The sequence below is a fragment of the Mesorhizobium huakuii genome, from assembly GCF_014189455.1.
Classification (GTDB): Bacteria; Pseudomonadota; Alphaproteobacteria; order Rhizobiales; family Rhizobiaceae; genus Mesorhizobium; species Mesorhizobium huakuii_A.
Genome location: NZ_CP050296.1, coordinates 701,510 through 720,323, shown reverse-complemented (window position 1 = coordinate 720,323; position 18,814 = coordinate 701,510). Strand labels below are relative to the sequence as shown.

The 18,814-nt window shown below is 62.6% G+C and carries 17 protein-coding genes and 2 pseudogenes; 14 read left to right on the top strand and 5 right to left on the bottom strand.

Going from position 1 to position 18,814, the window contains the following annotated elements:
- Nucleotides 1–90: 90 nt before the first annotated feature.
- Nucleotides 91–1,137 (top strand): SDR family oxidoreductase, encoded by a 1,047-nt coding sequence (locus tag HB778_RS03495; protein ID WP_244661794.1) that lies wholly within the window; start codon nucleotides 91–93, stop codon nucleotides 1,135–1,137.
- Between the two features lie 168 nt (nucleotides 1,138–1,305).
- Nucleotides 1,306–2,399, top strand: a pseudogene (locus HB778_RS03490) (KamA family radical SAM protein).
- Between the two features lie 7 nt (nucleotides 2,400–2,406).
- On the opposite strand, the gene HB778_RS03485 reads toward HB778_RS03490, so the two are convergent.
- The 3 genes from HB778_RS03485 to HB778_RS03475 are packed head-to-tail and all read right to left on the bottom strand — an operon-like array spanning nucleotide 2,407 to nucleotide 7,681.
- Nucleotides 2,407–3,051: a 4'-phosphopantetheinyl transferase family protein gene (locus tag HB778_RS03485; protein WP_183461502.1), complete on the bottom strand. Its 645-nt coding sequence runs from the start codon at nucleotides 3,049–3,051 to the stop codon at nucleotides 2,407–2,409.
- Entirely contained in the window at nucleotides 3,048–3,530 is a 483-nt protein-coding gene (locus HB778_RS03480) for a GNAT family N-acetyltransferase (RefSeq protein WP_244661793.1), read from the bottom strand. Before HB778_RS03480 ends, HB778_RS03485 begins: the two co-directional genes overlap by 4 nt.
- A gap of 23 nt (nucleotides 3,531–3,553) precedes the next feature.
- Nucleotides 3,554–7,681 carry a Pls/PosA family non-ribosomal peptide synthetase gene (locus HB778_RS03475; RefSeq protein WP_183461500.1) on the bottom strand — a complete coding sequence of 1,376 codons (4,128 nt, stop codon included), beginning with the start codon at nucleotides 7,679–7,681 and terminating at the stop codon, nucleotides 3,554–3,556.
- A 438-nt stretch (nucleotides 7,682–8,119) separates the two neighbouring features.
- Between HB778_RS03475 and HB778_RS03470 the strand changes: the two genes are divergently transcribed.
- From HB778_RS03470 to HB778_RS03420, 11 genes are all read left to right on the top strand, one after another.
- Nucleotides 8,120–8,368: a DUF680 domain-containing protein gene (locus tag HB778_RS03470; RefSeq protein ID WP_183461498.1), complete on the top strand. Its 249-nt coding sequence runs from the start codon at nucleotides 8,120–8,122 to the stop codon at nucleotides 8,366–8,368.
- 41 nt (nucleotides 8,369–8,409) lie between these two features.
- Entirely contained in the window at nucleotides 8,410–8,631 is a 222-nt protein-coding gene (locus tag HB778_RS03465; protein WP_183461496.1) for a DUF680 domain-containing protein, read from the top strand.
- A gap of 129 nt (nucleotides 8,632–8,760) precedes the next feature.
- Nucleotides 8,761–9,732: an MBL fold metallo-hydrolase gene (locus HB778_RS03460; protein WP_183461495.1), complete on the top strand. Its 972-nt coding sequence runs from the start codon at nucleotides 8,761–8,763 to the stop codon at nucleotides 9,730–9,732.
- Nucleotides 9,733–9,763: 31 nt separating this feature from the next.
- Nucleotides 9,764–10,243 (top strand): tetratricopeptide repeat protein, encoded by a 480-nt coding sequence (locus tag HB778_RS03455; RefSeq protein WP_183461493.1) that lies wholly within the window; start codon nucleotides 9,764–9,766, stop codon nucleotides 10,241–10,243.
- A gap of 406 nt (nucleotides 10,244–10,649) precedes the next feature.
- Entirely contained in the window at nucleotides 10,650–11,015 is a 366-nt protein-coding gene (locus HB778_RS03450; RefSeq protein ID WP_348524671.1) for a DoxX family protein, read from the top strand.
- A 77-nt stretch (nucleotides 11,016–11,092) separates the two neighbouring features.
- The gene (locus HB778_RS03445; RefSeq protein WP_183461491.1) at nucleotides 11,093–11,704 is read left to right on the top strand and encodes a BA14K family protein; all 612 of its coding nucleotides are present in this window, start codon (nucleotides 11,093–11,095) and stop codon (nucleotides 11,702–11,704) included.
- 112 nt (nucleotides 11,705–11,816) lie between these two features.
- Entirely contained in the window at nucleotides 11,817–12,140 is a 324-nt protein-coding gene (locus tag HB778_RS03440) for a DUF2934 domain-containing protein (protein ID WP_183461489.1), read from the top strand.
- Between the two features lie 24 nt (nucleotides 12,141–12,164).
- Nucleotides 12,165–12,314: a hypothetical protein gene (locus tag HB778_RS03435; RefSeq protein WP_013894378.1), complete on the top strand. Its 150-nt coding sequence runs from the start codon at nucleotides 12,165–12,167 to the stop codon at nucleotides 12,312–12,314.
- A 216-nt stretch (nucleotides 12,315–12,530) separates the two neighbouring features.
- The gene (locus HB778_RS03430; RefSeq protein WP_183461487.1) at nucleotides 12,531–13,325 is read left to right on the top strand and encodes a glycosyltransferase family 25 protein; all 795 of its coding nucleotides are present in this window, start codon (nucleotides 12,531–12,533) and stop codon (nucleotides 13,323–13,325) included.
- A gap of 149 nt (nucleotides 13,326–13,474) precedes the next feature.
- Nucleotides 13,475–14,188, top strand: a complete 714-nt coding sequence (locus HB778_RS03425) for a class I SAM-dependent methyltransferase (protein ID WP_183461485.1) — start codon at nucleotides 13,475–13,477, stop codon at nucleotides 14,186–14,188.
- 125 nt (nucleotides 14,189–14,313) lie between these two features.
- Complete coding sequence (locus tag HB778_RS03420) at nucleotides 14,314–14,820, top strand: hypothetical protein (protein ID WP_183461483.1); 507 nt, start codon at nucleotides 14,314–14,316, stop codon at nucleotides 14,818–14,820.
- Between the two features lie 231 nt (nucleotides 14,821–15,051).
- Here the strand turns inward: HB778_RS03420 and HB778_RS03415 are convergent, their stop codons facing one another.
- The gene (locus tag HB778_RS03415; protein WP_183461481.1) at nucleotides 15,052–15,546 is read right to left on the bottom strand and encodes a hypothetical protein; all 495 of its coding nucleotides are present in this window, start codon (nucleotides 15,544–15,546) and stop codon (nucleotides 15,052–15,054) included.
- A gap of 241 nt (nucleotides 15,547–15,787) precedes the next feature.
- Here HB778_RS03415 and HB778_RS03410 point away from each other — a divergent pair, with 241 nt between their 5' ends.
- Nucleotides 15,788–17,602, top strand: coding sequence for a hypothetical protein (locus tag HB778_RS03410; protein ID WP_183461479.1), 1,815 nt, complete (start codon nucleotides 15,788–15,790; stop codon nucleotides 17,600–17,602).
- On the opposite strand, the pseudogene HB778_RS03405 reads toward HB778_RS03410, so the two are convergent.
- Nucleotides 17,521–18,788 (bottom strand): annotated as a pseudogene (locus tag HB778_RS03405) (IS256 family transposase). The gene HB778_RS03410 and the pseudogene HB778_RS03405 sit on opposite strands and share 82 nt — an antisense overlap.
- Between the last annotated feature and the right edge of the window lie 26 nt (nucleotides 18,789–18,814).

Genomic DNA, 18,814 nt, shown 5'->3' with positions numbered 1-18,814 from the left:
GTACTCTCGCGCAATTTATGCGGATTTTCAAGCATTCACAATCCGGGAAGCGGGGCATAGCTGATGGCCAACGAACATCAGGAGACTGACATGACTGACGATTTAGTGCTGGTGACCGGCGGCTCCGGTTTCATCGCTTCGCACTGCATCCTGAAGCTGCTCGACGCCGGCTACCAGGTGCGCACGACGGTGCGTTCGCTGAAACGCGAAGCCGAGGTGCGCGCGATGCTGAGGGAAGGCGGCGCCGAGCCCGGCGATCGGCTGTCCTTCGTCGCCGCCGACCTGACTGCGGGCGCCGGTTGGGCGGAGGCGGCCGCCGGCTGCACCTATGCCATGCATGGCGCCTCGCCGACGCCCTCCGGCAGCCAGACGCGCGAGGAAGACTGGGTGAGGCCCGCCGTCGACGGCGTGCTGCGGGTGCTGCGCGCCGGGCGCGATGCCGGCGTGAAACGCGTGGTGCTGACCTCGGCCATTGGTGCCGTCGCCATGGGTCATGCGCCGCAGACCAGGCCATTCAACGAGACTGACTGGACTGACCTTAGCGGCGCTGTCGCGCCCTACCAGAAATCGAAGACGCTGTCGGAACGCGCCGCGTGGGACTTTATTGCCCGGGAAGGGCACGGCCTCGAACTCTCCGTCGTCAATCCGGTCGCCGTGCTCGGCCCTGTGCTCGCCGCCGACTTTTCGCATTCGATCGGGCTGATCAAGCGGCTGATGGACGGCATGCCCGGCTGTCCCCGGGTCAATTCCGGCTATGTCGATGTGCGCGACCTTGCCGATCTGCACCTGCTGGCGATGACCAGCCCTGCGGCCAAGGGCGAGCGCTTCATCGGCATTTCGGGCCACAGCCTGTGGATGGCGGAGGTCGCGAAGGTGCTGCGGCGCAGGATGGGCGCGGCCGCGGCCAAGGTGCCGACCAGGGAGATTCCCAACTGGGTGATCCGCCTGCTGGCGGTGCGCGGCGATCCGACGACCAAGATGCTGGCCAGGCATCTCGGCGTGATGATGGACGCCACCAGCGAAAAGGCGACGCGCCTGCTCGGCTGGACGCCGCGCCCGGCCGAAGAGGCGATCGTCGCCACGGCCGAGAGCCTACTGCGGCTGGGGCTCGTGGGTGGGAAGAGAGGTCACGGCTGAGGACCCCACCCCGCTGCTTCGCAGCGACCCTCCCCACAAGGGGGAGGGTAAGGCAACGCCGTGCCCGCCTATTCGACACTGCGCGACGGGCACATTGGCGCTGCCGCAAGTGGTTGACCGCGCCGCCCATCCGGCCGATAGGTCCGCGCGACCACTCCGAGACCTGTCATGACCGACCTCAAAGATGCAACCCGCGCCCCCGACTGGCAGGACGATGTCCGCCAAGGCGTTCGCCATGTGCGCGACCTTGCCGCCCTGCCGCTGTCGCCGGCCGAGCGCGCAGCCGCACAAGCTGCCGCCGCGCTGCACAAGGTGCGCGCGCCGAAAGCCTATCTCGACCTGATCGACTGGAACGACCCGGCCGATCCGATCCGCGCGCAGGTCATTCCGTCACCGGATGAACTGGTGGAGACGGAGGGCGAGCTTGGCGATCCGATCGCCGACCATGATTTCAGCCCGGTGCCCAGGCTGACGCATCGCCATGCCGACCGGGTGCTGCTGTTCCCGACCTATCAATGCGCGGTCTATTGCCGGTTCTGCTTCCGCAAGGAATCGCTGACCTCGATCGGCGCGGCTATACGCGCGAGGCGCTGGAGCCGGCGCTGGCCTATATCGCCGATCATCCCGAAATCCGCGAGGTGATCCTGACCGGTGGCGACCCGCTGTCGCTGCCCGACAAGGCACTGGCCGAAATCTTCGCGCGCATCGAGGCGATCCCGCATGTGCGGCTCTTACGCATCCACACCCGTGTGCCCGTCGTGCTGCCGTCACGCATCACATCCGGGCTGGTCGAAGCGCTGCAGGGCCGGCTGATGGTCACCGTCGTCACGCATTTCAACCATGCGCGCGAGATCACCGATGCCACCGAGACAGCATGCCGCACGATGCGGCAGGCGGGCTTCGTGCTGCTCAACCAGAGCGTTCTGCTGAAAGGCGTCAACGACAGCGTCGAGGTGCTGGAAGAGCTCTGCCGCGAACTGATGTACCGGCTGGGGGTAAAACCCTACTACCTGCACCATGGCGATCTGGCGCGCGGCATGGCGCACCGGCGCACCACGATCGCGCAGGGCCAGGCGCTGGTGGAAGCGCTGAGGGCACGGCTGTCGGGCATCTGCAATCCGGTCTATGTGCTCGACCTGCCGGAAGGCGGCGGCAAGGTGCCGCTCGGGCCGTCCCCTATCGAGGGCCGCGATGGGGCAACCTGGCGGATACGCGGGCTGGATGGCGCGGTGAGGGACTATCGGGAGATCGTGGGCGAATAGGTCCGCGCTATTGCCCGACAAAGGCCAGCACGACCACGCGCGGAGCGACGCAGTGGGCAAGGCTGACCTTGCGGCCGGTCTTCGTCGTCGCGCGGCCCGCGTCCAGGTCGACGGCGATATCCTCGTAGCCCAGCACCTCGCGATCAAGCGGATAGGCCGCCTTGTAGACTGCTTCCTTGGCGCAAAACAGGATGCGACCGGCAAGCCGCCGGTCCACCGCGCCGGCCCGATCCGCGCCGGTTGCAACGATCGCGAAAATATCATCCGGCAAGGGTTCAGCGGGCTCGACATCAATACCCAGGGAGACGATGTGGCCAACGCGCGCGACCGCCGCCACGGCCATGTTGTCGTCATGGGCGAGCGAACCCATTATCCCCTCCGGCCAGACCGGAGCACCGGATGGCGCGCGCGGGATGGCGACGTTGCTGATGCCGATATCGGCCAGCAGCCGGTGCGCGATCCAGCGGGCCGCACCGCTGGCGCGCCGCATGGCCGGCTGGCGCGCGGGGATCGAACGCGCTTCCTCGGGCAGCAGATGGGCCTCGTCACCTTCGCGGATTATCCGGCATCCGGTGCGGACCCCATTCGGGGCGATGGTGGCCAGCGCCTGCGCGAGCGAGATTTCCCCGGAAGGATTTGCGGGAGGTGTCATCGATCGCCCATCGATGCCGGCAGGACGAGGTCGGCGATCATTTCGCCATCCTCGTCGAGCCCTTCTTCGACGAAACCGGCACTGCGATAGAGCTGGCGTGCCGCTTCGTTCTCCGGTTCATAGCAAATCGAAACGTGCCTGATGTGGCCAAGTCCCTGGATTTCGGCCAGCGCCTCGTGCAACGCGGCCTTGCCGTAGCCTCTGCCCTGCCAGGCGCGGTCGATCATGAAGCGGTAAATCCGCGCCTCGTCGTCATCCCGTGGCGCCTCGTACATCAGGAAGCCGACGACACGATCCCCGGCCATGATTGCGCGCGGCCGCGCGTCCCTGTCGGATTTGGCCTCGCGCAGCGAATCCGCGTTGCTTGCGACGAAATCCATCTGCTCCGGGGCCAGCTGCAGTGCAGTGACCAAGGCGCTGTTGGCCGGGGTCACCGGAGCGATCCGGATGTCGATGGTGCTTCCGGATCGCTCTGTCACGTGACCTCCGATGCTATCGGGCGTCAGGACGACGCCCTGGTGCCGTCCTCTACGATCGGCTCGACGAACCGATGCAGCTTGGCCGGGTTGCCGCGCCAGATCGAGTTGGGCTCCAGCTCTTCGCCCTTCATCACGAAGGAGTCCGTATCGACCACCGATCCTTTGCCCATGACGACGCCGTAATGGACAAAGGCGGAAGGTCCGAGCGTACAACCGTCGCCGATGCGGATGAAGTCCGACTTGAACGCACCTTCTTCCAGCGAATGGGCCTGGATAACGCAGCCCTCGTTGAGCGTGACGTCGTCGCCGATCTCGACCAGCGAACGTTCGGTCAGGTTGCTGCCGCCATCATAGACCCGTTTGCCGACCTTGACGCCCAGCATGCGCAGGATCATCGGCCGGAACGGCGTGCCGGCGAACAGGCGCACGATCGGCGAATCCGCCAGCTTCCAGTGGCGTTCGTGGCGCCAGAAGGCGACGTCGTAGATCGTCGTCATCTGCGGCTTCAGCCGGCCGAAACCAAGGCTTGCCCGCTCGACAAAGATGTAGAACGGAATGGTGATCGCCGAGGTCAGGAGCACGGCGACGAAGAGGGCGACCTCGTTCCATTCGGTGTAGTAGTTCAGCGCCCGGTCCCAGATCGCCAGCGTGGCGAACAGCATGACCCATTGCGTTGCCATGAACAGGAGGATCGTCACCAGATTGTGACGGTTCTTGAACGGGATGCGCTGACGCCGGTCGGCCTCGTCGACGCCGGCGATGAGTTCCTTGTCGCGGTTGACCATGCGCGGGATTTCAAAGGCAGGCGAACCAAGCAGGCCGACATTCTCGCGCAGCGGGCCGTCGATGGGGATCATCACCTTGGTGCCGAGCAGGACGTTGTCGCCCGTGCGGCCATCCGGCGGATAGTAGATGTTGTTGCCGAGATAGTTGCGCTCGCCAATGCGGGTTGGCTCCAGCCGGAACGCCGAGGCGGACTTGTGCACATTGATCATGTACAGGCCGTCCGACACCATGGTCTCGGTGCCGATCTCGCACAGAAGCGGGTTGTCGTGCTGCTGGTTGGAGCCGAAGTTGGAGCCGGTCTGCACCACCTTGTTGAGGTTCCAGCCGATGGCGCGCATGTAGTGGACGATGGCCGAGCTGTCGCCGAACAGCAGCCCCAGCACACGCGAATTGCTGGAGAACTCGGACACCGTCTGCAGCCAGTAGCGGAAGCCATAGAGCGTATAGGTACGGCCAGGCTTCAGGATAAGGCTGAAAGCGCGCGGCAGGACGGTGGCGGCGAAAAAAGCCACGGCGATATAGCCGAACAGCGTGACCGTGGTGCCGATGGCGACAAGACCGATCGTCTCCTGATAGTCGTCGCCGACATATTCCCAATAGCTGTGGAACAGGAACGGCAGCGGGGTGATGACAGCGAACAACAGGAACAGCTGAACGGCCTCGTAAAGGAAGCGCCGGACCTCGTAAGGGTTCGCGGTGCGCACCTTGCAATAGTCGGCCGTGGTCGGCACGGCCGGCGATCCATGCCAGTGCTCACCATCGGGAATGCTTTGCCCGCGCTGCAGCGAGGACGAATGTCCGAGCTGGCCGCCGTCGCCAATCGAGGTGTCGATGTCGAGCGTGGAGCCGACGCCGACGAAGGCATCGCGGCCGATGGTCAGCGGCCCGGTGTGGATATAGCCGGCCTGGGCCCGATAGCCGAGGATCATCGATTCCTTGCGCAGGATCGTGTTGGCGCCGATCGAAATCAGATCCGTGCAGACGGGCACGGATTTGGATTCGATGACGGCGTTGTGCCCGAGCTTGGTGCCCAGCAACTGCAGATAGATGCTGTAGAGCGGGCTGCCCCGGAACAGCACGACGGGTGCCGAGCGGATCAAGGTCTTGACGATCCAGAAGCGATAATAGCGCCATCCCCAGATGGGGAAGGCCTCGGCCTTCCAGCGGCCGATGAGCAGCCATTTCGCGGCAACGGCAAAGCCGGACATGCCGAAGAACACGCCGGCCGACAGTGCCACGCACCTGATATACAGCTGCAGCGGCTCGTCGAGTGCGTCATAGACCCAGTCGAGGCCGTGGTCGAGGACCCAAAGCGCGGCATAGCTGTAGAGCAGATAGAACGAAAGCTGGCCCGCTCCGCAGCTCCAGTAGGCAAGATTCGATGCCTGGCGGGTGAGAACAGGCTCATTGGTGGCCGTCGTCATCTCTTCCGCCACGCTCAGATGCTTGGCCAGGCGCGCGACAGTTGGATAGAGATAGATGTCGCGCATGGACGTCGTCGCCCATTCCTTGCGGGTGCGCACGCGGGCGCAGAAATGCGCCATCAGCAGCGAGTTGGCGCCGAGATCGTCGAAGAAATTGTCCTCGACCGACACCGCGTCGAATTTCAGCACGGCGGCCAGCGCGTCGGCGAGGAAACGTTCGTCGTCATTGCCGGGCGCCACCATGGCGCGGTCGGCCGAAAGCCTGGTGCTTGTCGGCTTCGGCAACTGGCGAAGATCGACCTTGTTCGACACCGTCATCGGGATTGCCGGCAGTTCCTCCAGATAGGAAGGCACCATGTAGTCCGGCAGGCGCCGCTTCATCGTCTGGGCGAGATCGGCGCGCGAGAGCGCCGGCGCTCCGGCCTTGGCTGCGTAATAGGCGACGAGCTCGACGCGGCCAGGCTCGATCTCCCAGGTGGTGACGGCGGCCTGCGCGATCTCGGGCTGTTCGAGCAGCACCGCCTCGATCTCGCCGAGTTCGATGCGGTAGCCGCGGATCTTCACCTGGGTGTCGATGCGCCCGGCATACTCGATCTCGCCATCGCCGTTGATCCGGCCAAGGTCGCCCGTGCGGTAGATGCGCTGCGACGGGTTGTTCGGCAGGCCGAGGAAGTCGGGGATGAACTTCTGTTCCGTCAGGTCCTGCCTGTTGAGATAACCGACCGCGAGCCCGATGCCGGCGATGCCGATCTCGCCCAGTTCGCCAGGCTCGGCAAGCTCCGGCAGCGAAGCGTCGAGAATGACGATGGAGTAGGTCGGCAGCGGCGCGCCGATGGTGACGGGCCTGTCCGGCGTCAGCGCACCCATCGTTGCCGTGACGGTCGCCTCCGTCGGGCCATAGGTGTTGAGGATCTGCCGCCCCGGCTTCGACCAGCGCACCACCAGATTGTGCGGGCAGGCCTCGCCGCCGACCAAGAGCGTGCGCAGGCTGGGCACATCAGATGTCATCGATGACAGCAGCGTCGGGCTGCAGGCCATGCAGGTGATGTCATGAAGCCGCAGGAAATCCGCGAGTTCCTCGCCGACGAGCGGCATCTGGCCGGGTGCGGGCACCACGGTCGCGCCGGCAACGAACGGCACCCAGATTTCTTCGGAGGAAAAGTCGAAGGCGATCGTCATGCCCTGGTAGACGCGATCGCCCGGCCGGTAGCCGTAGGATGCGGCGGCGACCCGGATGAAGTTGACGAAGCTCTGGTGGCGGATGGCCACACCCTTCGGCCTGCCGGTCGTGCCCGACGTGTAGAGGATGTAGCAGATGTCTTCGGCCGCAGTGGGGGCCGGCGCCTTGTGCGGCTTCAGCGGTGCGTCGGACTGTTTGGAGATCTCGGCGGCGGCGCTGTCGATCAGCACATGCGGAACCGGCAACTGGTCGGCCCGCGACGCATAGGTGGCGATGGTGACGATCAGGCTGACGCTGGCGTCGTCGATGATGAGCGCCATGCGCTCCTGCGGAAAGGCGGTGGCCAGCGGCACGAAAGCCGCGCCCGCCTTCACCACGGCGAGCAAGGCGACATAGGTTTCCGCCGACCGGTCGAGGATAAGCCCGACCCGGTGACCCGGCCGTACGCCGCGCTTGACCAGCAGGCGGGCGAACTGGTTGGCCCGCTTGTCGAGCTCCTGATAGGTCCAGACACGTCCTTCGGAGATCACCGCCGGCAGGGTGGCGAATGTTTCGGCGAGCTGTTCGAAGACGGCATCGAGCCGCTCGCCGGGCTGACCTGCCCGGGCGAAGTCGGCGCCGGTCAGGACCTGGCCGTGCGCGGCCAGGGACCGCTGAGCACTCCTGATAAGCGCATCGACGCTTGCGACGCTGGTTTCGGGCTCTGCGTCCAGTCTTGCCGTGTCCCTGTCGAGTGCGGCGATATCGACACCGTGATCCATTTCCAAACTTTCTCGTCCTGGCCGGGCATCGCCCGGCTGTTCCTGCCGTTCGAGCGGGCATTTTCGGCTGTGCCGCCGCTGCAATTTTGACCCTTGTTGGTGGCGGACCGAAGCTTCCGAAAAGGAAGTCCCCGCAGTCCCCCGCAGGATGATTATGCCATCCGATCTTTTCGCCAGTTTTTCCGAACTGTTGAATATTGTTTCTGAATTGTGTCTGAGCGCTCTTCCTGCCTCCTCCTCGCGGGCCCCTTCGGGCCTTTGGGATCCCTGTTTCATGGGGCGAGGACCCGAGTTCAGCGGGTCCAAACCCCTTGAATCCCGCCCTTCAAAAAAATCTCACCACCCCCGGGAATAAACCACCGCCTTGCCGGGTCTTCCCTTCAGCGGGGCCAATCTGCCGGCCCGCGACCTGAGGAAACGAAACAAGGATTACTAGAAATGACCAAGCTCGCTCTCAGCGTGGCCGCGATGGTGCTTGCCTCGAGTGCTGCCTTTGCCGGCAGCGACCATTTCAGCGCCGACAATGCCAACCAGCCTGTCGCTTCCGTCGACACCAATGCCACCGCCTCGATCCCCTACACGGCACGTCCTGACGGCGTCGACACCAAGGTGACGACCGGGCCGAGCCAGGGATCGGTGCAGGACATCATCAACCGGCACAACGACGAAGGCCTCTGGGGCCGCTGAGCCCACCTTCAAGCAATCTCTCAACAACAGGAACCATCGACATGAAAAACATTGCTCTCACCGCCGTTGCCATCCTCGTGGCCACCACCAGCGTCTTTGCCGGCAGCGACCATTTTGGCGACCGCACCGTCAATCCGACGACCGTCACCGTGGACAACACCTACACCGCCGCGATCCGCAAGCCGGACATGGTCCGGCACGGCATGCAGGCAACGACCAAAACTGATGCGGACGAACCAGGCCAGGGCATCTGGGGCAACTGAGTTCGGGGGTCGGGACAGCCTCGAGGTCCCGACCCGGTCCGCAATCAGGACGGGGGGCCATGTGGCGTGGCCCTCCGTCGCTCCTTCCGCGATTTCTTGACGCCACCGCAACCCACAGGAGACCACACAATGTTCAGCATGACACGCCGCACAGTGCTTCAATCCGCCGCCGCCGCTGCCGCTTTCGGCCTTGCCGGCAAGCTTGAATTCACCCGCCCCGCTTTTGCCGAAACCCCGGTGGAACCGACCGTCGGTTTCTACAAATATACCGTCGGCGATATCGAGGTGACCGCCATCTATGACGGCATCTGGAAGAAGCCGCACGACCCGGCCTTCATCAAGGATGTCTCGGTCGACGAGACCAAGGCGGCACTCGCCAAGGCCGGGCTGACCACCGACTTCATGCCCATTCCGCTCACCGTCGTCGTGCTCAAGATGGGCGGCAAGCTGATCATGATGGATGCCGGCTCGGGCGTCGGCCAGTGGCAGGCCAACGCCACGCACCTGCCGGCCAACATGGCCGCCGCCGGCATCGACTACAAGGCGATCGACACCATCATGATCTCGCATTTCCATCCCGACCATGTCTGGGGCCTGATGGAGAAGGGCACCAACACGCCGGTGTTCCCCAATGCCGAGTTGATCGTCAACGCCACCGAATACAATTGGTGGACCGACCCCAGCCGCCTGGCCAAGCTGCCCGATGGGCGCAAGCCGGCGGGCAAGCGCATCGCCGAGAATTTTCCGAAATGGAAGAACTGGAAGCTGGTCGAGGACGGCGCCGAAGTGGCGCCCGGCATCCAGATCATCGCCGCACCCGGCCACACGCCGGGCCATTCGGTGTACCTCGCCAATTCCGGCAAGGAGCAGCTGATGATCTCGGCCGATACCATGTACGTGCCCGCACTTCTCGCGCCGCATCCGGAGTGGCAGGGCGCCTACGACCAGGATGGGCCGACGGCGATTGCCACGCGCCACAAGATCATCGACCGGGTGATCGCGGACAACATCCGCATTTCCGGGTCGCACTTCCCGTTCCCCGGCACCGGCGTTTTCGTCAAGGACGGCAGTGCCTATGGCTTCACGCCGGTTCAAGTTTGAACGCGGCAACCCAAACCAAGCGAGTAAGACAATGAAACAGCTTCTCTTGGGCAGAAACGCCCTGTTCGGCCTGCTCGGCACCATTGCCGTGCTGACCGTGGTTCCCGTCGCGACAATCATGCCGGCCTATGCGGTGGATGATATCGAGGGCGCCGATGCGCCCGACCTTACCGCCGTCCAGGCCAAGATCGCCGCCAAGGATTATAAGGGCGCGCTGGCCGACCTGCGCGATCTCGCGCAGGACAACCAGCAGGCCGACGTCTACAACCTGCTCGGCTTCACGCTGCGCAAGACCGGCGACTTCACCACCGCGCTGACCTACTACAACAAGGCGCTGGAGCTGAAGCCCGACCACAAGGCTGCCCGCGAATATCTGGGCGAGCTCTATGTCGAGACCGGCGACATGGACAAGGCCAAGGCGCAGCTGGCCTCGCTACAAAAACTCTGCCCCGCCGGCTGCGAGGAACTGGAAGACCTGCAGAAAGCCATAGACACCAAGGTGACGCAGTAGGCCGTGACCCATTTCCTCTCCCCCCACGAACGTGGGGGAGAGGTGGCTCGGCGAAGCCGAGACGGAGTGGGGGGCTGGCACTGACCCATCCCTTACCAGTTTGGGCGCTCGTGGCTGGCGCCCATTGCCGGAGCCGGCGCTCTCCCTCGAGCCGGCTCCGGCCTTTTCGAACATCACATCCGGCAGGCGCCGTTCTCGCGTCCCACGGCGGGCGACGCTTGCCTGTGCCCAAAAATTGGAGGCTGACCCATGACACCGAACGACATCGCCGCGAAGCTCACCGGCCTCGCCACGAAATACCACATCAGGGACGTTACCCTGCTTGCCGGCCGCCTGCTTATGTCCTTCATCTTCCTGCATGAGGGCGTGACGCTGGCCACCCATTTCGACGGCGCCGCCAAGGCGAATGGCAGCCCAAGGCGTCGGCCTGCCGCTGTTTGTCGCCACCATCGCGCTGCAACTGGGGGCAGGGCTCTCGGTGGCATCAGGCCTGCTGACGCGGCTGGGCGGCATCGGGCTCGGCCTGTTCTGCCTGGCCACCGCCTTGCTGTTCCACACCAACTTCGCCAGCCAGAACGATCTGCTGCATTTCGAAAAGGACCTGGCCATATCAGGCGGCATGTTCGTGCTGGCCGCCGTCGGCGCCGGCCGGCTGTCGCTGGACTGGCTGCTGGCCCGCGCCCTGCAAAAGCGTGAGCGCGACAAGGAGATGGTCAAGGCATTGCTGGCGGTGGAGAACGAGTTCTCGGTGGATGTGCGGTTGCCGGTTTGAGGCACCTTTGCCAAACGCTCGCTCGCTGGAACCAGTCCGGGTGCTCCGCATTCTATTAGTAGGGGCTCAAGGAGTGTGTGATGAAAGCGGTTTTGGCACTGGTCGCAGGCTTTGTCCTGACCCTTGCGGTCTTTGCCAGCGGGCTGGCTTTCGCCGCCTGGCTGATTGTCGCCAAACCCGCGCATCAGGCCAGGCCCGCCGACAGTGTCTCGCAGCTGTGGACCAAGGACGCACAGCCCGTGGACAAGACCGCGCCGGGGCTGGAGCGCGTGGCCGCCGCGCAGCCCGCGGCACCCGACGCCGGAGCCAGGGTGCAGGCGGCATCGCCCGAGCCGACCAATTCAGTCGCGGTGGCGCTTGACGCCGGCGAGCAACAGGCCAGGCTGCCGCCCGCCCATGTCAGCTGGTGCGCGGACCGCTACCGCTCCTACAATCCCGACGACAACAGCTACACATCCTATAGCGGGCAGCAGCGCCCGTGCGTGTCGCCCTATCTCGACACCACTGCCGCCGACCAGGCCGCGCCCACCGCAGTCAGCTATGTCGAGGGCGGCGCAGCACCCCTGGTCGCGTCGGCCGACCTTTCGGACGACCACGTCCAGTCCTGCTTCAGCCGCTACCGCTCCTACCGTCCCGAAGACAACAGCTACCAGCCATACTCCGGTGGGCCCAGGCGCCAGTGCGAGTAGGGGGCGCGGGCTGGTTGAATCGCGTGCGGTCCCTGGCCATTTCGATCACGCAAAATTTTTGGATCAATCCCGCCGGCCCGGCGTTCATCCCTCACACAAGGGAGAAACCGACATGACCGACGACCGCAACGACAAGATCCGTGACCGTGCCTACGCCATCTGGCAACGCGAAGGCGGCGCCCATGGCGACCACGAGCGGCACTGGCACCAGGCCGAAATGGAGATCGACCGGGAAGCCGCACTGCCGCTGACGGCCGACGACGCGCTGCCGCAAACCCGTGAGATCGCCAGCACCGACGTGCTGGAGGTCGAAGCGCTGGCCATGCGCACCGGCATTTCGGGCGACGAAGCGCAGGCGCTGCTCGACCGCCTGGGCAGCGACCGCGCGGCGGTGGAGCAGGCAGCGCGCAGCCTCAAGGCCAGGCGAAAATCCTGATCGATCCCAACTGGAGAGAGCGAGATGATCCGCAAACTCAAGGACGGAAAATACCGGCTTTATTCGCGCAAGAAGGACGAGAAGACAGGGAAAAGGCGGAATTTGGGGACGTTTGAGACGCGGGAAGCGGCCGAGAAGCATGAGCGGGAGGTGCAGTATTTCAAGCGGCATTGAGGGGGTTCTGACGGTCGCGATGGCGATATGCTTGCAAGCCTTGGCCCAACGGCTGCGATCGCTTGGCATTCACGGTAAGTTGACTGCTGCTTGGAGCATCCCTATAGAGCAGTGAGGGGCGATAAGAACTAACAATGAACTTCCTGCCTAGGCGGGCATAAAGTAGATATCGCTAATTTTGCTTTAGGGCCTCGGGGGGTGGCAGTGAAGTGTTTTGTGATCAACCTTGACCGATCAGTTGATCGGCTCGCTGACGTCACGGCAGAATTTTCCCGCATTGGAATTCCTTTTGAACGTGTTGCCGGTATCGATGCGGCACGCGGGGTTCCTTTTATTGCGCCCCCGCTGACCGGGGCGGAAGTCTGCTGCTTTCTTAGCCACCGTCTCTGCTGGCAGAGCATCGCGGACGGCCCTGATCGGTATGGCGCCATCTTCGAGGACGACGTTGTTTTCAGCCATGACGCCGGACCGATGCTGTCCGATGTCAGCTGGATCCCGAGAGACGCGGATGTGGTCAAGCTCGAAACATTCTTTGTACGGGTGAGGATCGGGAGCCGGGATGTTTCCGCTCAAAATGGATACTCGGTCAGGAGACTGGCCGGACGGCACATGGGCTCGTGCGGCTATCTGATTTCGAAAGACGCCGCCCAAAAACTGCTCAAGGGCACGAATCGTCTCAAAGCGGCGGTCGATTTCGCACTCTTCAATCCAACCGAGATGACGACCGCGCGTAATACAACCTACCAGTTGATGCCCGCGCTCTGCACGCAAGCGCATTTCGTTTCGGAAAACGGCGGACCTCAGACCTTAATTCAATCCAGGTCGCCGCCCGCCAGAAACAAGCGCGTCATCGAAAGGATCCGGGCAGAGTCGACTCGCATTTTCGGGCATTTTCGAAACAGAAGCTTTTTCGCCACCGAGAAGGTCGACGTCGTGCCGCTACGCTTCCCGCTGGCAATGAACGTTGCATCGCCCCGAAACGAGCTTGCGCTCCATGCCCAACAGGTTTGACCAGAGCAATTCCAGGAAAAGTGTGAGCGGTTTTCCGCCTGGAATTGCGTCAAAACAGGGAGTTAGAGCGGTTCGCCGTTTCTATGAAACGGTGAAGCGCTCTAGGTTTGGAATGAATTCTTAGGACTGCATTATGAGCCAGAACACCTATGACAGCGATTTTTTTTAGGGAACGCTCGGGCGAAATCAGAATTGCGAAGGAAATACTTGGGCACGTCTTTGAATATTTCAAGCCTGAGTCTGTTGTCGACCTCGGGACAGCAACCGGGTCATGGCTATCGGCGGCAAAGCAGATGGGGGTAGCCTGCGTTCGTGGTATCGACGGACCTTGGGTACCCGCGGAACAGAGACTCATTTCGGAAGCGGAGTTTGTGCTGGGGGACCTGGAGGACTCGATTCCCGATCTTGGACGCTTTGACCTCGCAATTTGCACGGAGGTCCTGGAGCATATCTCGGCTCCAGCTTCCGTGCGCGCTGTCGAATGGCTTTGCCGCAGCGCACCGGTTGTCCTTTTCTCGGCCGCCATCCCTTCCCAGGGAGGCACTCACCACATCAACGAGGCTTGGCAGAGCCATTGGTCAGCCCTGTTCAAGCAACAGGGTTACGAGGCGTTCGATCTAATTCGCCCGAAGATATGGTCAGACAGCAGTTTGCCCTTCTGGTACAGGCAGAACATCCTGATTATGGCCAATGACCAGGCTGCCGAGAAACTCGGACTTGGCAGCCCTTCAACAATGCTCGATTGCGTCCACCCGGACCTATATCTTGACCGCCTCAGATTGATTGACAGGTTGCGCAGGCGCACATTCAAAGCAAAGCTTCGGTCTTTCATGCGACGCCTAACTCGAAGCCCGCGCGAATGAGGGCATAGCACCGGCCGCCCATTTCGACGGCGCCGCCAAGGCGATGGCCGCGCAAGGCATCGGCAGCGCTGCCTCAGCCGGAGGCCTGTGACATTCCGGGTCGCAGGACACAGCCGGAAGCGACAATGTTTCCCGTTTGCGCCCATTCGGCTAAGATGCGACGGACGCAAAACCGATCTGGAGAGGCCGCCGGGGGAATTCGATATGCGGACCAGCTGCGCAATCCTGATGGGGCTTCTATTGGTCGCTCCCGCGGCGCGGAGGACGCGCAGTGCCCGAAAGGCATTCAATTGGAGGCGGACATCAAGGCCGCGCCCGATTGCCTGGCCGCTCACAAGCTGCACCAGGCCTGCGCCTGGGGATCGAGCGGCGACGAATTCATGTCGGAAGACGTGATCGACAAATGCGAGACTGGATTTCTCGATCGACTGACCGCCAAGCAAAAGCGCCTGTATCAAAAGCGCATCGGGGCATGCAGCGATCGCTACCCCGTCACCGAGGAGGGCGGTTCGATCCAGATATACCTGTCATGGATGTGTGACGAGGATCTCGCGGCGACCTATTTCAAAGCCGCAAAAGGCGGGCAAATTGTGGGAACGCCGCGCTGGCGGGTGCCCAACGTATCTCAGTGAGCTGATTGTCCGTTCCGGGAGGCTGGACCATCCGAAATGTGAGACGTCAGCGGCCTTCCCGACCCGCGATCATCGCGCCGCGTGAACGAATCCAGCATCGGCCGCGCGGGTTAGGCGATGAAAGTCCGGTCGTCGGCATTGATGAGGCCTCGACCGGCGTCCCGGGATAGCGCCACTTGGCCTAGACACCGGCCTATGCGCGTCGATGGGCAGAAGCGCCCGGCGTGCAACTCATCCCTCGGCCGGCTCTTCGTAGATGCCGGTGATGAGGAGCCATGCGCCTGAAATCAGGAAGGCGAACAGGACGATGGTTCCAAGGGCCGCGATGTAAAGGCCCACGCCGCGCCCGAGAATAAGGAAAATCGCGCCTGCAACCTCGGCCAGGTAACACAGCGTGCCGCCCGCCAGCCGGGGCCCGGTCAGCCCGATGGAACTCATCCCCGCCATGATGGCGACAACATACCCTCTGACGAATATGAATGTTGCTATGCCCCAGAGGAAAAGCCATTCGAAGCCAAGTGCCGGAAGATACTGACCTCCCAGAAGCGCAAGGCTGCATGCCATGAAAATCGCGCTGAAGCCCGACAGCATGTTGATTGCCCGGTTCTTGTGCGTCGTGTTGCGGACAATGCGTTCGGGATTGATCGAGATCGCGACGAAGATCAACCCGGCAAGCCCCGCCGCGCCGCCGCCCACCATGACGAAGAAATTGCTCCATTGATCCAACATGACTTGCCCCTCGAGCTTCAGGCGGCTCGATGGAGGCTAGCATGGCTGTGTTCTCGAACTCCACGGGGCGAGACAGCCGATCGGCGTCGTTTGGGCGACGCAGCGATAGGTGCGGGCCCACGCCGGCATACTCCGCGTGTATATCTCGTGATCGTCGGCAAGGTGCTTGACTAAACGAAAAAAAACAGAAGACTTCCGCGTCTACTTATATGAGAGCTAAATACCGGCGCCGCTATTCATGAAAAACAAGCGAGCAGCCAAGGCCGCGACGAGATCACCCAGTGCGGCGCATGTAATCGCCGGGTTTCGTTATCAATTGCTGCAGTCGGTGTCTGCGCTGCTTGGCCTGCGCGGAGATGAAGAACTGCTCCTTGAGATTTCCGAGGATTTCACGATCGTCGCGGGGTATGCGGCGACAGACGTTCAGGTGAAGAACTCGCAGGCAACCAAGGGTCCTCGACCATTTAGTTTGCAGTCACCGGAGGTCGCCGCAGTCCTAGGACGCTATTGGGACTTAAGCCGTGAAGGAACAATCAATCGTCGCTTAGTATTCCTGGCGAGAGGCGGCGCAGCCATCGAACGAGGCTTTGATTTCCCTGGCAACCTGTCAGGGCTTGCATATTGGCGTGCTGCTGCGATGGACTCTGATACGCAGCCACTTCGTGCCGCACTTTCCGCTATTTTGGCGGGCACGCCACTGGGAGAATGGGTTGCCGCTGGCCCGAGCGATGCCGAATTGCGCTCACGGCTCTTACACCGCGTCCAATGGGAACTTGAATCAATTTCGGCCGAACAACTGACTACGCAACTACGCGATCAGATAGGCGAGCTTTTTTATGCGCGCAACTTGCCGATTATTGCCGCATCTCAAGCTCTGAAATCTTTGATGGATTTGGCGTTTGAAACCGCGGCTAAGCCTCGCGCGCAAGATCGGCGACTTACGCAGTTCGATTTGGTCAAAGCGATGGAAGAGGCTGCTGCCGCGATCCTGCTTGGACAGCAAATGGCTCCATCGCTGCAAGCAAGCGAAGGTATCGGTCAAAGCGTGCTGGTTTCGGAACTGGGTGGAGTTTGGCCGTTCACTGCTCAGCGCGCCGGAATAATCGACAACCTGCTGCGCGCGACCAGTGGGCAGCCTCTCATCTGGATACACGGTGCCAATGGAGTGGGGAAGTCGACGTTGGCGCGGCTAGTTGGCCAGCGAATAGGTGGCCGCTGGCTAGAACTGGATTTGAGACCAGTTCAGAAGGATGCAGCGGGTTCAACAGCAGCTTGGCGTGAACTGACACGCATGATTGCTCTCACAGCTCCAGCCGACGGGATTATCGTCGACGACTTCGATGACGATGCTTCAAGAGCTCTACGTTCTCGGCTTACTGCCCTCGCACGGCTGCTCGGTTCTCGTGGCGCGCGCTTAGTTGTAACGTCGCATCGTGTGCCATCGCCGGCTTTGCTTCTTGAATGCGGAACATCCACCACTGCGTCTATTCAGGCCCCGTATTTCAGCGAGGCCGATGTCGTCGAGCTTGTCAGCGCAGCGCCTTCCCCGGCTAAAGATATGATTGCTCCTTGGAGCATTTTCATTCGCTTGTCGACTCGTGGCGGGCACCCTCTATTGGCGGCTGCAAAGGTGTCCAGCTTGCGAGCTCGCGGCTGGCCGGACACGGCGCTTGTTGAAGATATTATAGGCGAGCCAAGTGACGCCATTAAACTATCTAGGGACGAGGCGCGCCGCGCTCTGCTGGAGGACCTTTCTGAGCTTGATCAAGCACGCTCACTGGATGCCGGAAGTCTTCTTCGGCGCATTGCATGTGTTTTCGATCGGGTCGAGGATGGCCTCATTCGACAGCTCGCCCTTGCTGGCCCCTCTCTGCTAAACGGAGGAGATGCATTGGCGGTACTGCGGGGAACGTGGCTTGAGGCGATGCCCGGCGGCGATGAGCTATGCTGCAATTTGGGTGACGAGGCTGATCAAGCGGCGCTCTGCGGCTTCAGTTCAATGACCTCGATTCCATCCTGGAACGTTGCACCTGCGATGAGTTTAGGCAACTGATTTTGTCCTTTCAGTCGTCGCCACGTCCTGGCGCGGCCATGACCAGCTTGAAGACCATCAGCCTGGCGGTTTTCGAGGAGAGTGAGCCCTTGGTACGCACCGTGCGATGGCGAACGGTCGCAAAGACGCTCTCGATGGGATTGGACGTTCGCAGATGATCCCAATGTTCGGCGGGGAAATCGTAGAACGCCAGCAAGGCATTCTGATCTTTGGTCAGGCAGTCGACCGCCTTGCCGTATTTCGCATCATATTTCTCGACAAAGACGGCAATCGCCGTCTCGGCTGAGGCTCGGTTCGGGGCGGAAAAGATTTCGCGCAAGTCCGTCTTCATGGCGGCCTGCACCGATTTCGGCACCTTGTTGAGCACGTTGGCTGTCTTGTGCACCCAGCATCGCTGGTGCTTGGTGCCGGGAAGGAGCTCATCGAGCGCTTTCCAGAAGCCAAGCGCGCCGTCGCCGACGGCAAGATCGGGCGCGATCTGCAGGCCACGACGCTTGACGTCGACCAGCAGCTCGCGCCAGCTCTGTGCGCTCTCACGAATGCCGGTCTGGAAGCCGAGCAGCTCTTTCTTGCCCTCGGGCGTGGCGCCGATCAGGACCAGCATGCATTCGGCATGATCTTCCATCCGGGCCTGCAGGTAGACCCCGTCCGCCCACACATACACATAGCGGCGCGCCGAAAGATCGCGCTTTTGCCAACGATCGTATTCGATGCCCCACTCCGCCGTCAGTCGCGTGATCACCGAGGGTGAGAGGTTCGGCGCCTCCTTGCCCAACAGAGCTGCCAGAGCTTCCTGAAAGTCGCCCGTCGAAATGCCGCGCAGATAGAGAACGGGAAGAAGCGCATCCAGACTTCGTGTCCGACGCGCCCATTTCGGCAGGATCGATGAGGAAAAACGGATGCGCTCCGCTTCACCGTTCGCGCCGCGATCCCGGACCTTCACCCGGCTGACGGGCACCGCCCCGATCCCCGTCTGGATGCTCCGCTCCGGCCCGTGACCGTGCCGGACCAGCCGGTCACGTCCGTCCGGAAGCTTGAGATCCCGCATCTCGGCAAGAAACGCTTCGGCCTCCATCTCGATCGCCTGCGCCAGCAATTTGCGCGCGCCGGTGCGAAGCACATCCGTCAGGGGATCATCGATTTCGTCGGGCTGACGAAGGCGAACAATGTTGATAGTCTCGTTCATGGCGTATCGCTCTCCTTGAGAGGTTC